At 61.3% G+C, this 12,691-nt stretch carries 11 protein-coding genes; 5 read left to right on the top strand and 6 right to left on the bottom strand.

What is annotated here, in order from left to right; genetic code table 11:
* Window positions 1–2 precede the first annotated feature (2 nt).
* The 3 genes from HX811_RS11365 to HX811_RS11355 all read right to left on the bottom strand — a co-directional run bounded on the left by HX811_RS11365 (window position 3) and on the right by HX811_RS11355 (window position 2,285).
* Window positions 3–974 carry a DUF523 and DUF1722 domain-containing protein gene (locus HX811_RS11365; protein WP_003208430.1) on the bottom strand — a complete coding sequence of 324 codons (972 nt, stop codon included), beginning with the start codon at window positions 972–974 and terminating at the stop codon, window positions 3–5.
* 112 nt (window positions 975–1,086) lie between these two features.
* A complete protein-coding gene (locus tag HX811_RS11360) occupies window positions 1,087–1,302 on the bottom strand; it encodes a TIGR02450 family Trp-rich protein (protein WP_003208432.1) in 216 nt (71 codons plus the stop codon).
* On the bottom strand, window positions 1,299–2,285 hold the full coding sequence (locus HX811_RS11355; protein WP_177045947.1) for an NAD(P)/FAD-dependent oxidoreductase: 987 nt from the start codon (window positions 2,283–2,285) through the stop codon (window positions 1,299–1,301). The genes HX811_RS11360 and HX811_RS11355 overlap by 4 nt, the downstream gene beginning before the upstream one ends.
* Before the next feature lie 209 nt (window positions 2,286–2,494).
* On the opposite strand from HX811_RS11355, the gene HX811_RS11350 reads away from it, so the two are divergent.
* Together HX811_RS11350 and hemH are read left to right on the top strand one after the other, a co-directional pair.
* Window positions 2,495–3,394 (top strand): TIGR01777 family oxidoreductase, encoded by a 900-nt coding sequence (locus HX811_RS11350; RefSeq protein WP_177045945.1) that lies wholly within the window; start codon window positions 2,495–2,497, stop codon window positions 3,392–3,394.
* Between the two features lie 14 nt (window positions 3,395–3,408).
* Entirely contained in the window at window positions 3,409–4,434 is a 1,026-nt protein-coding gene (gene hemH / locus HX811_RS11345) for a ferrochelatase (RefSeq protein WP_177045943.1), read from the top strand.
* Between the two features lie 133 nt (window positions 4,435–4,567).
* Here hemH and HX811_RS11340 read toward each other — a convergent pair whose 3' ends face one another.
* The 3 genes from HX811_RS11340 to algW all read right to left on the bottom strand — a co-directional run bounded on the left by HX811_RS11340 (window position 4,568) and on the right by algW (window position 8,674).
* Window positions 4,568–5,287 carry a DUF4198 domain-containing protein gene (locus HX811_RS11340; protein WP_087693760.1) on the bottom strand — a complete coding sequence of 240 codons (720 nt, stop codon included), beginning with the start codon at window positions 5,285–5,287 and terminating at the stop codon, window positions 4,568–4,570.
* A 12-nt stretch (window positions 5,288–5,299) separates the two neighbouring features.
* Window positions 5,300–7,411: a TonB-dependent siderophore receptor gene (locus HX811_RS11335; protein ID WP_177045941.1), complete on the bottom strand. Its 2,112-nt coding sequence runs from the start codon at window positions 7,409–7,411 to the stop codon at window positions 5,300–5,302.
* A 108-nt stretch (window positions 7,412–7,519) separates the two neighbouring features.
* On the bottom strand, window positions 7,520–8,674 hold the full coding sequence (algW, locus tag HX811_RS11330; RefSeq protein WP_003208442.1) for a Do family serine endopeptidase AlgW: 1,155 nt from the start codon (window positions 8,672–8,674) through the stop codon (window positions 7,520–7,522).
* Window positions 8,675–8,777: 103 nt separating this feature from the next.
* On the opposite strand from algW, the gene HX811_RS11325 reads away from it, so the two are divergent.
* The 3 genes from HX811_RS11325 to cysN all read left to right on the top strand — a co-directional run bounded on the left by HX811_RS11325 (window position 8,778) and on the right by cysN (window position 12,618).
* On the top strand, window positions 8,778–9,536 hold the full coding sequence (locus tag HX811_RS11325) for a Nif3-like dinuclear metal center hexameric protein (RefSeq protein ID WP_003208444.1): 759 nt from the start codon (window positions 8,778–8,780) through the stop codon (window positions 9,534–9,536).
* 256 nt (window positions 9,537–9,792) lie between these two features.
* Window positions 9,793–10,710, top strand: a complete 918-nt coding sequence (gene cysD, locus HX811_RS11320; RefSeq protein ID WP_003208447.1) for a sulfate adenylyltransferase subunit CysD — start codon at window positions 9,793–9,795, stop codon at window positions 10,708–10,710.
* Window positions 10,711–10,719: 9 nt separating this feature from the next.
* Window positions 10,720–12,618: a sulfate adenylyltransferase subunit CysN gene (gene cysN, locus HX811_RS11315; protein WP_177045939.1), complete on the top strand. Its 1,899-nt coding sequence runs from the start codon at window positions 10,720–10,722 to the stop codon at window positions 12,616–12,618.
* Window positions 12,619–12,691 lie beyond the last annotated feature (73 nt).

The raw sequence follows: 12,691 nt of genomic DNA, 5'->3' as shown, positions 1-12,691 counted from the left end.
GGTTAAATCGCATTACGCAGGCTGAGGTTTTCCGGGTGCGGTTGCAGGTAGGCCTGCTGCGCGATATAGCGGTCCGGATGCTGGCGAAAGTGGTGCTTGAGCAGCGTCAGCGGTACCACCAGCGGCACGATGCCCTGGCGGTATTGGCTGATGATGGTCTGCATTTCCTGTTTGTCTTCGGCGCTGATGGCCTGCTTGAGGTAGCCGCTGATGTGTTGCAGCACGTTGGTGTGGGTGCCGCGTGTGGCGCACTGGGTCAGGGCGCTCATCAGTTCGCTGAAGTAACCGGCGGCCAAGGCGTCGAGGTCGACGTCCCTGGGCATGCTGCCCAGCAGGTTGCCGAGGCTTTTGTAATGCACCGGGCTGTGGGCCATCAGCAGGTATTTGTAGCGCGAGTGAAATTCCAGCAGGCGGTGACGGGTCAGGCCTTCGGCGAGCAGTTGCTGCCAGGTGGCGTAGACGAACACCCGGGTCAGGAAGTTTTCCCGCAGCACCGGGTCATTCAGCCGACCGTCTTCTTCCACCGGCAGGTTGGGGTGGCGCGCACAAAACGCCTGGGCGTAGATGCCGCGCCCGCCGCCGTCGATGGGCATGCCGTTGTCCTGATAGACCTTGACCCGCTCCAGGCCGCAGGACGGGGACTTCTGCATGAAGATGTAACCGCAGAGGTCGGTGTGTTCAGCAGCCATTTGCTGGCCGTAATCGTCCAGCGGCTGGGTCACGTTAAGTTCGCGGTTTACGGTGCCAACGGCCTGGGGATTGAGCGGGTCGCCCACCAGGCGAATCGGTTCGCGGGGGATGCCCAGGCCAATGGCGACTTCAGGGCACAGCGGCACGAAGTCGAAATAATCGGCCAGGGTCTGGCTACACAGCTGGGATTGTTTATGCCCGCCGTTGAAGCGCACGTTCTCGCCCAACAGGCAGGCGCTGATGGCGATTTTCGGTTTGCCGGTGGCGGGCAGGGTGCTGGACATGGCCAAACCTCGATGAAATTCCTGTACAGAGTTAAATTTCTGTACAACTTAAACTCATCATAGGTTTGAAGCTGTACAAGTCAAATAATTTGTACAGGTATTTGCGGAATGGCTATTTCCAGCCGATTTTCCAGTCTTCGGCGTTCTGCAGGGTTTGCCAGGCCAGGCGCTGCACGCGATGGCTCATCACGGCTTCCAGCTCGATTTCCTGCACATCGCCTTCGTCATCACGCAGCAGTTTGGTCACCAGGAAATGTTTTTCCTTGTGCTGCGGGCGGGCTGCAGTCCACTTCGACAGCAGCAACTTGGCGGGATTGATGCGGTTCATTGCAGGTGCTCGATCAACCGCCGCGCCGCCTCCTGGCCGCTGAGCCACGCACCTTCCACGCGGCCTGACAGGCACCAGTCGCCACATACATACAGGCCCAGGTCGGCGTCGGCCAGCACGCCAAATTCATGGCTGGTGGACGGCCGCGCGTACAGCCAGCGGTGGGCGAGGGTGAAGGATGGCGCCGGCATGGCGCTGTGCAGCAGTTCGGCGAAGGCGCCGTGCAGGTGTTCGATCACGGCTTCCTTGGACAGGTCCAGGTGTTGCTTGCTCCAGGTGCTGGTGGCGTGCAAAACCCAGGTGTCGAGGGTGGTGTCGCGCCCCGGTTTGCTGCGGTTGCGCGCCAGCCAGTCCAGCGGGCTGTCCTGGACGAAGCAGCCTTCCATGGGCGTATCCAGCGGCTTGTCGAAGGCCAGGGCAATGGCCCAGGTCGGGTCCATCTTGACCCCGGCGGCGACACTCGCCAGCTTGGGCGCAGCGGCCAGCAAGGCAGTGGCCTGGGGCGCCGGGGTGGCGATGATCACGTGGCTGAACGGGCCGTGGCTTTCGCCGTCGGCGTCCAGCAGGTTCCAGTGATGTTTACCCTGGAACACTTCGGTGATGCGGCAACCGAACTGCACCGGCAAGTCATCGAGCAGGGCGCGGGTGATCGCGCTCATGCGCGGCGTGCCGACCCAGCGGATCTGTTCATCGGGGGAGGGCGTCAGTTGGCCGGACTTGAAGTTGTACAGCTGTGGCTTCCATTGCTCGGCGCAACCATTGGCCTGCCAGCGTTGCACCTCGTTGACGAAGCGCCGGTCGCGGGCGGTGAAGTACTGTGCGCCCATGTCCAGCGAGCCCGCATCGCTGCGCTTGCTGGACATGCGACCGCCACTGCCGCGGCTTTTATCGAAGAGTTGTACAACGTGCCCCGCGTCTTTCAACGCTCGGGCGGCGGAGAGACCGGCGATGCCGGTGCCAATGATCGCGATGGGAACAGTCATGGGAGGCCTCGTTTTACCGTTGGGTACAGACTACGCCGACACCAATAGCTGTACAATATTGTTTTTTGGTATAAGTTTTGGCGTACCTGATCGTTTGGCGTGACCTATGGTTAAACCTGAAGGTTTAACCAGCGTTGCGCCCGATTAAAACATCCCTGTTTATAAAATAGACTAACGGTGGTCGGCGAACGTTACACGAGGAACAACTCATGCACATTTTGCTGACCGGCGGTACCGGTTTGATCGGCCGTCAACTTTGCCAATACTGGCTTGCCCAGGGCCATCGCCTCACGGTCTGGAGCCGCCATCCCGAACAAGTGGCTAAATTGTGCGGCGCCCAGGTGCGTGGCGTCGCCCGCCTGCAAGACATAAACGAGGCGGTGGACGCGGTGGTCAACCTGGCCGGCGCGCCGATTGCCGACCGGCCCTGGACGCATAAACGCAAGGCGCTGTTGTGGAGCAGCCGTATCGGCCTCACCGAAACGCTGCTGGCCTGGCTTGAGGGCCTTGAGCAAAAACCGGCGGTGTTGATCTCCGGATCCGCGGTGGGCTGGTACGGCGACGGCGGTGAGCGCGAGCTGACCGAAGACAGCGGCCCGGTGCAGGACGATTTCGGCAGCCAGTTATCCATTGCCTGGGAAGAAACCGCCCAGCGTGCCGAGGCATTGGGCATCCGCGTGGTGCTGGTGCGTACCGGGCTGGTGCTGGCGGCGGAGGGCGGCTTTTTGTCGCGGCTGTTGCTGCCGTTCAAACTGGCGCTGGGCGGGCCTATCGGCAATGGTCGGCAGTGGATGCCATGGGTCCATATAAAGGATCAAATCGCCCTGATTGATTTTCTTCTGCACAAGACCGATGCCAGCGGTCCTTATAATGCCTGCGCGCCACACCCGGTACGCAACCTGGAGTTCGCCAAGACCCTGGGCAAGGTGCTGCACCGCCCGGCGTTCATGCCCATGCCGGCGTTTGCCTTGCGTATCGGCCTGGGCGAGTTGTCCGGTTTGTTGCTGGGTGGCCAGCGGGCTTTGCCGCAGCGGCTGTTGGCGGCCGGTTTCACTTTCCAGTTCACTGAGTTGCATGCGGCCCTGGACGACTTGTCCAGCCGCCTCTAGAGATAGGATGTTGCATGACGGATCACGCGTTGTTACTGGTCAACCTGGGTTCACCGGCGTCCACTTCGGTGGCGGATGTGCGCAGCTACCTCAATCAGTTCCTGATGGACCCTTACGTCATTGACCTGCCATGGCCGGTTCGGCGCTTGCTGGTGTCGCTGATCCTGATCAAGCGCCCGGAGCAATCGGCCCATGCCTACGCCTCGATCTGGTGGGACGAAGGCTCGCCGCTGGTAGTTCTTAGCCGTCGCTTGCAACAACAGATGACTGCACAGTGGACCCAGGGGCCGGTGGAGTCGGCCATGCGCTATGGCGAGCCGTCGATTGAAAGCGTACTGACCCGGCTGGCGTCCCAAGGCATCAAGAAAGTGACCCTGGCGCCGTTGTACCCGCAGTTTGCCGACAGCACCGTGACCACGGTAATCGAAGAGGCCCGGCGCGTGGTGCGGCACAAAAAGCTGGCGCTCGAGTTTTCGATTCTGCAGCCGTTCTACGATGAACCGGAGTACCTGGACGCCTTGGCCAACAGCGCCAGAGCCTATGTGGAGCAGGATTTCGATCATCTCCTGCTGAGCTTTCATGGGTTGCCCGAGCGCCACCTGAAAAAGCTCGACCCTACCGGGCAACACTGCTTCAAGGACGCCAACTGCTGCCAGAACGCCTCTCCCGAGGTGCTTGCCACGTGCTATCGCGCGCAGTGTTTCAGCGTTGCGCGGGATTTTGCCGAGCGCCTTGGCTTGCCGGATGGCAAATGGTCGGTGGCGTTCCAGTCGCGGCTGGGCCGGGCCAAGTGGATCGAACCGTACACCGAGGCACGCCTTGAAGCGTTGGCTCAACAGGGCGTGAAGAAGCTGCTGGTGATGTGCCCGGCGTTTGTTGCGGACTGCATCGAGACACTGGAGGAAATTGGTGATCGCGGCCTGGAGCAATTCCGCGAAGCGGGGGGCGAGGAGTTGGTGTTGGTGCCGTGCCTGAACGATGACCCGCAGTGGGCGGCGGCGCTCAATACCCTGTGTGAAAGAGCGCCGGTCGCGCTGTAATCCGATTGTCGAAACGATAGAGAGCAAATGTGGGAGCCGGGCTTGCCCGCGATAGCGGTGGATCAGTCACCAGATGCCTCGACTGAAAAATCGCCATCGCGGGCAAGCCCGGCTCCTACATTGTTTTGCGGGGTTACTCGTGATGCGGCTCGCCCAGGAAGGTCAGGGAACTGAACAGTCCGCGAGTCGCGACATCGGCATTGTCTTTGAGCGGGATTTCCACCTGCGCCGCAATCACATTTAATCCTTCATTTCTCACCAGCACCTGGGCGCGACCGTCTTTATCGGTCTCGGTGCTCAGGGTGTTCGGTGCGTTGCGATAGTCTCCGATCAGCTTGACCCCAGCCGCCGGCTTGCCATCCAGCAGCACCCGTACCGGCAGTGATTTACCCGGGCCGACCGTCAGCGGATCAACTTCCGGCAAGATCAGCAGCTTGATCTGATCCAGCTTCGGCACCTTCGCCCCCGGCTGGTAGATCGCCAGGCTGTACTTGAAGGTCTGGGTCGACTCAATCGCCCCCGGCACCTTGCTGCGGCCCTCGTTGATCCACTTCTTGTCAGGCGTCTGTGACCACATCCCGTTATCCAGGGCGACCGCCAATACAGCCGGCGATTTGAGCGGCTTCAGGCGCGCATGGTCGGGCAGACGTTCCACGGTCACCGGGATCATTTTGCCGCTGGCGTCGTAGGCCCAGGCGCCGCTGATTTTCTGCGCCTTGAACGCGTTGTCTTCGGCGCCGTGGCCGTAGATCACTTCGATATTGCCGCGCCGTTGTTCGGTCCACAGTCCGTGGGCCGAGACTTGGGTGGCAAACAGCAGGCCGAGCACGGCCAGGGATTTGAAGGCTTGCATGGAGACGTCCTTTTACAGGTTGAGGGTCAGGCTGACGGTGAAGTTGCGCGGCTCGCCGGGATTGACCCAGTAGTTGCTGTAGGAGCGCTCGTAGTACTTTTCGTCGAACAGGTTGTTGAGGTTCAGGCCCACGGTGACGTTGTCGCTGGCCTTGTAATGGGCCAGCAAATCGACGGTGTGGTAGGCCGGTAATTCAAAGCTTTTGCCGGCTTCACCGGAGCGATCGCCGACGTAGGTGAAGGCTGCGCCAAGGTCGGAGCCGCGCAGCAGGCCGTCCTGGAATTCATACACGCCGAGCAAGCTGGCGCTACGTTTGGCTACGCCGAGAATCCGGCTGCCGGTGGGGATGGCTTTGTCGCCTTTGGTCACTTCGGCGTCGATGTAGGCAAAGGCGCCGATCACCCGTACGGCGTCAGTCACCTGGCCGGTCAGTTGCAGGTCAAACCCCTGGCTGCGGGCCTTGCCCATGGCGCGCTGTGTGTCGGTAGCCGGGTCCAGGGCCAGGACATTTTCTTTCTCGATATGGAAGGCGGCGAGGGTGGTGCTCAGGCGGTCGTCGAACAGCTCGCTCTTGATCCCGATTTCATACCCCACGCCTTCTTCCGGCTTGAAGGATTTGCCGCCGGCGTCCAGGCCATTGTTGGGTTTGAACGAGGTGGAGGCGTTGGCGAACAGGCCCACTTCAGGTGTTAGTTGGTAGAGCAGGCCGGCGCGTTGGGTCAGGGCGTCGTGGGTCTGCCGGCTTTTGGCATGGTTGCGGCTGAAGTCGTCGGTGCGCTGCTCGAAGTGTTCGAACCGCGCGCCAATCATCCCGCGCAGGCGGTCGGTGAAGATGATCTGGTCCTGCAGGTTCAGCGCCTGGCTTTTCACCTGTTCGAAAAAGTCAGTGCCGGAGCGCTTGCCGTTCGGTTTGGGCTGGCCATAGACCGGGTCATAGATGTCGATGGCGTAATCGCCGCCGGCGATGGCGGTCACCCGTTCTTTCTTGCGGTAGTCCTCGTACTCGGTGCCGATCAGCAATTCGTGCTGCCAACTGCCGATGTCGAACCGGCCGCGCAGTTCGAGCTGGGTGATGCTGTCATGCCAACCGGTGGAGCGCTCGCGGTAGCGGCGGCTGAGGGTGTGGCCATCGGCATCCAGCGCGCGGTTTTCCGAGGCGTTGCCCCACAGGCTGCCTTGTTTGTAATGGCTGGCCAGGCGCAGTTGCCAGGCATCGTTGAGGTGATGTTCGAGGCTGGCTTGCAGGCGGTTGTTGTGGTTGCGGATATCGCCGTCGTCGGGCTCGCCGAGAAAGGTCGAGCGGGAGACGCCGCTCCAGCGGTTGTTGGGCGCGACGATGCCGCGGTCGAAAGTGGAGCGGTGACGCACGAATTCACTTTCCACCAGCAGGTGTGTGTCCGGGTCCAGTTGCCAACTGATGGAGGGCGCGACGAAGACCCGCCTGGCTTCAACGTGGTTGCGGAAGCTGTGGTTGTCTTCCACCGCCAGGTTGACCCGCGATAACACGTTGCCCTCGCTGTCCAGCGGCGTGTTCACGTCCAGCGCGGTGCGGTAGCGGTCCCAACTGCCGGCGCGGGTCTGCAGTGTGGTGAAGGCCTCGGGCTGCGGCTTTTTGCTGACGATATTCACCGTGCCGCCTGGGTCACCGCGGCCATACAGGCTGGCGGCGGGGCCCTTGAGCACCTCGATGCGCTCGATATTCGCCGCGTCCGGCGTGCTCGGGTAACCGCGGTTGGCGCTGAAACCGTCCACGTAAAACTCTGACGTGGTGAAGCCGCGAACGCTGTATTCGTAGAGCGTCAGGCCGCCGAAGTTGTTCTGTTTGGACACGCCGCCGGAAAACTCAAGGGCACGCTCGACGTTGGTGCTGCCCAGGTCGTTGAGTACCGAAGCGGGAATCACGCTGATGGACTGTGGGATATCACGCACGGCGGTGTCGGTTTTTGTGGCGCTGGCGGAGCGGGTGGCGCGATAGCCCTTGACCGGGCCGGTGGCTGATTCGTACGCCTCGCTGGTGATGCGGGTGGCTTCCAGTTCAACGGGGGCGGTGTCTTCGGCGTAGGCCGGGTCCACCAGCAAACCCAGGGCGATTCCCGCCAGCGGGGCAAATCTTCGAGACGGCATGATAGAGCGTTCCAATAGCGATATTGAAACAATATAACATGACTAATGAGAGTGAATTTCTTTTGAAATATTAGGTAACAGGAGCCCGCGAACGGGCTCCCGAAGCCGTTATTCCTCTTCTTTCACCGGTGCAGGCGGCGGACGCAGGCCGATTTCCGCCGACAGCTTGATTTCCTTGCCATTGCGCATCACCTGGATCGCCACCTTGTCGGTGGGTTTGATCCGCGCCACCTGGTTCATCGACTTGCGACCATCTCCGGCCGGCTCGCCGTCGATGCTGAGGATCACATCCCCCAGTTGCAGGCCGGCTTTCTGCGCCGGGCCGTCGCGGAAGATCCCGGCGACCACGATGCCAGGGCGCCCGGTCAGGCCAAACGACTCGGCCAGTTCCTTGGTCAGCGGCTGGACTTCAATCCCCAGCCAGCCACGAATCACCTGGCCATGCTCGATGATCGACTTCATCACTTCAGTGGCCAGCTTCACCGGAATCGCGAAACCGATGCCCTGGGAGCCGCCGGACTTGGAGAAGATCGCGGTGTTGATGCCGGTCAGGTTGCCGTTGGCATCCACCAGCGCGCCGCCGGAGTTGCCCGGGTTGATCGCCGCGTCGGTCTGGATGAAGTCTTCATAGCTGTTGAGGCCCAACTGGTTACGCCCGGTGGCGCTGATGATGCCCATGGTCACGGTCTGGCCGACGCCGAACGGGTTGCCGATGGCCAGCGCCACGTCACCTACGCGCAGCCCTTCGGAGCGCCCGATGGTGATCGAGGGCAGGCCTTTCAAATCGATTTTCAGCACCGCGAGGTCGGTTTCCGGGTCGCTGCCGACCACGCGGGCCAGGGTTTCCCGGCCATCACGCAGGGCCACCACAATCTGGTCGGCGCCGGTGGTCACGTGGTTGTTGGTGAGGATGTAGCCTTCCGGGCTCATGATCACGCCGGAGCCGAGGCTGGATTCCATGCGCCGCTGCTTGGGCGAGTTGTCGCCGAAATAGCGACGAAACTGTGGGTCTTCAAACAGCGGGTGCGCCGGTTTGTTGATGACCTTGGTGGTGTACAGGTTGACCACGGCGGGGGCGGCGATCACCACTGCATCGGCGTAAGTCACCGGGCCTTGTACCACCGCGCTGGTTTGCGGTGCCTGTTGCAGGTTGACATCAAGGGTCGGCAGGCCGACCAGTTGTGGATAACGCTGAATAATCAGCATCGCGATCAGCACGCCAGCCAACAATGGCCATCCAAAAAAACGCAGTGCCTTGAGCATGAAGAAAAATCCTGACAGGTTGCAGGGGGCGGGAGAGCGCCCATAATGTCGCGCATTATACGAGGCCGTGAGCGCCTCTGAACGGGATATTTAGGAGTCTTTTATGGCCGTTGCCCTGAGCACCTTAGTCGAGGAAGCGGACCGCTACCTTAATAGTGCCAAAATCGCCGATTACTGCCCCAACGGCCTGCAGGTCGAGGGCCGTCCGCAAGTGCTGCGCATCGTCAGCGGCGTGACCGCCAGCCAGGCATTGCTGGACGCGGCGGTCGAAGCCCAGGCCGACCTGGTGCTGGTGCACCACGGTTATTTCTGGAAAGGCGAAAGCCCGTGCATCACCGGCATGAAGCAGCGCCGCCTGAAAACCCTGCTCAAGCACGACATCAGCCTGCTGGCCTATCACTTGCCGCTGGACCTGCACCCTGAGGTCGGCAACAACGTGCAACTGGCCCGGCAACTGGACATCACCGTCGAAGGCCCGCTGGACCCGGACAACCTCAAGGTCGTCGGCCTGGTGGGCTCCCTGGCCGAGCCGGCGTCGCCCCGTGATTTTGCCCGCCGCGTGCAGGAAGCCATGGGGCGTGAGCCGCTGCTGATCGAAGGCAGCGAGATGATCCGCCGCGTGGGCTGGTGCACCGGTGGCGGCCAGGGCTATATCGACCAGGCGGTGCTCGCCGGGGTTGACCTTTACCTGAGCGGCGAAGCTTCGGAGCAGACCTTCCACAGCGCCCGGGAAAACGACATCAGCTTCATAGCGGCCGGGCATCACGCCACCGAACGGTATGGTGTACAGGCGTTGGGTGATTACCTGGCGCGACGCTTCGCCCTCGAACACCTCTTCATCGATTGCCCAAACCCGATCTAACGAACACCACCGGACACATGTGGGAGCGGGCTTGCTCGCGAATGCGGTGCATCAGTCGCCATATGCATTGACTGACACACCGCATTCGCGAGCAAGCCCGCTCCCACATTTGATCGAGTCGAGCCAAACCCAGCGGTATATTGATATACCGTTTCGATCTAGCCAGCCCCCTCAATAGAATCAGGCGCTGTGCTAGCATGCCCCGCTCGAACACGGCCCGCTGGCCGTCCATAAGATCGTTTTTCCGTGAGTAACCATGGTCGACAAACTGACGCATCTGAAACAGCTGGAGGCGGAAAGCATCCACATCATCCGCGAGGTCGCCGCCGAGTTCGATAACCCGGTGATGCTCTACTCGATCGGTAAAGACTCCGCCGTGATGCTGCACCTGGCACGCAAGGCCTTTTTTCCGGGCAAGCTGCCGTTTCCGGTGATGCACGTCGACACCCGCTGGAAATTCCAGGAGATGTACAAGTTCCGCGACAAGATGGTCGAAGAGCTTGGTCTTGAGTTGATCACTCACGTCAACCCGGACGGTGTGGCGCAGGGCATCAACCCGTTCACCCACGGCAGCGCCAAGCACACCGACATCATGAAGACCGAGGGCCTGAAACAGGCGCTCGACAAGTATGGTTTCGATGCTGCATTCGGCGGTGCCCGTCGCGATGAAGAGAAATCCCGTGCCAAAGAGCGCGTGTACTCGTTCCGCGACAGCAAGCACCGCTGGGACCCGAAAAACCAGCGCCCGGAGCTGTGGAACGTCTACAACGGCAACGTCAACAAAGGCGAGTCGATCCGTGTGTTCCCGCTGTCCAACTGGACCGAGCTGGATATCTGGCAGTACATCTACCTGGAAGGCATCCCGATTGTCCCGCTGTACTTCGCCGCCGAACGCGAAGTGATCGAGAAGAACGGCACGTTGATCATGATCGACGACGACCGCATCCTCGAGCACCTGTCCGACGAAGACAAAGCCCGAATCGTCAAAAAGAAAGTACGTTTCCGTACCCTTGGCTGCTACCCGTTGACGGGCGCGGTGGAGTCCGAAGCCGAGACGCTGACGGACATCATTCAGGAAATGCTCCTGACGCGAACTTCCGAGCGCCAGGGCCGTGTCATCGACCACGATGGTGCAGGCTCGATGGAAGATAAAAAACGTCAAGGCTATTTCTAAGGGGCTGTCATGTCGCATCAATCTGATTTGATCAGCGAGGACATCCTCGCCTACCTGGGCCAGCACGAGCGCAAGGAAATGTTGCGCTTCCTGACCTGTGGCAACGTCGACGACGGCAAGAGCACCCTGATCGGGCGCCTGCTGCACGACTCCAAGATGATCTACGAGGATCACCTGGAAGCCATCACCCGCGATTCGAAAAAATCCGGCACCACCGGTGACGACATCGACCTGGCGTTGCTGGTCGACGGCCTGCAGGCCGAGCGTGAGCAGGGCATCACCATCGACGTTGCCTACCGATACTTCTCCACCGCCAAGCGCAAATTCATCATCGCCGACACCCCCGGCCATGAGCAGTACACCCGCAACATGGCCACCGGTGCCTCCACCTGTGACCTGGCGATCATCCTGATCGACGCCCGCTACGGCGTGCAGACCCAGACCCGTCGCCACAGCTTCATCGCCTCGTTGCTGGGCATCAAGCACATCGTGGTGGCCGTCAACAAGATGGACATCAATGGCTTTGACCAAAGCGTATTCGAGTCGATCAAGGCTGATTACCTGAAGTTTGCCGACGGTATCGCGTTCAAGCCGAGCACCCTGGCCTTCGTGCCGATGTCGGCCCTCAAGGGCGACAACGTGGTGAACAAGAGCGAGCGTTCGCCCTGGTACACCGGCCAGTCGCTGATGGAGATCCTCGAGACCGTCGAGATCGCCAATGACCGCAACTACACCGACCTGCGTTTCCCGGTGCAGTACGTCAACCGTCCGAACCTGAACTTCCGTGGTTTTGCCGGCACCCTGGCCAGCGGCATCGTGCACAAGGGCGACGAAGTCGTGGTGCTGCCGTCGGGCAAGAGCAGCCGCGTCAAATCCATCGTCACCTTTGAAGGTGAACTGGAAAACGCAGGTCCCGGCCAGGCCGTGACCCTGACCATGGAAGACGAAATCGACATCTCCCGTGGCGACCTGCTGGTGCATGCCGACAATGTGCCGAAAGTGACCGATGCTTTCGACGCCATGCTGGTGTGGATGGCTGAAGAACCGATGCTGCCGGGCAAGAAATACGACATCAAGCGCGCCACCAGCTACGTGCCGGGTTCCATCACCAGCATTGTGCATCGCGTGGATGTGAACACCCTGGAAGAAGGCCCGGCGAGCGCCTTGCAGTTGAACGAGATTGGCCGGGTCAAGGTCAGCCTCGACACGGTCATCGCCCTGGACGGTTACGCGAGCAACCGCACCACCGGTTCGTTCATCGTCATCGACCGTTTGACCAACGGCACCGTGGCTGCGGGCATGATCATCGCGCCGCCGGTGACCCATGGCAGCGCGGCGCAGCACGGCAAACTGGCTCACGTGGCCACCGAAGAACGCGCCCAGCGCTTCGGCCAGCAACCGGCGACCGTGTTGTTCAGCGGCTTGTCGGGCGCCGGCAAAAGCACCCTGGCCTACGCGGTTGAACGCAAGCTGTTCGACATGGGCCGTGCGGTGTTTGTGCTGGACGGCCAGAACCTGCGCCACGACCTGAACAAGGGCTTGCCGCAGGACCGTGCCGGGCGTACCGAGAACTGGCGTCGTGCCGCGCACGTGGCGCGTCAGTTCAACGAAGCCGGCTTGCTGACGTTGGCGGCGTTTGTTGCCCCGGATGCTGAAGGGCGTGAACAGGCCAAGACGCTGATCGGCGGTGATCGTTTGCTGACCGTGTACGTGCAGGCTTCGCCGCTGGTGTGTGCCGAGCGTGATCCGCAAGGTTTGTACGCGGCGGGCGGCGATAACATCCCGGGTGAGTCGTTCCCGTATGACGTACCGTTGAATGCGGACCTGGTGATCGACACCCAGGCGTTGTCGCTGGAAGACAGCGTCAAGCAAGTGCTGGAGCTGCTGCGCCAGCGCGGCGCGATCTAAGCTTCAAGTGCACAAAAAAGCCCGCCATCATGTTGGCGGGCTTTTTTTATGGGGCCTTGAAAACAACTCGGTC

The sequence above is a fragment of the Pseudomonas sp. F8002 genome (assembly GCF_013385495.1).
GTDB lineage: Bacteria > Pseudomonadota > Gammaproteobacteria > Pseudomonadales > Pseudomonadaceae > Aquipseudomonas.
The sequence above is the reverse complement of the archived record's forward strand: the minus strand, read 5'-3'. Positions and strand labels throughout refer to the sequence as shown.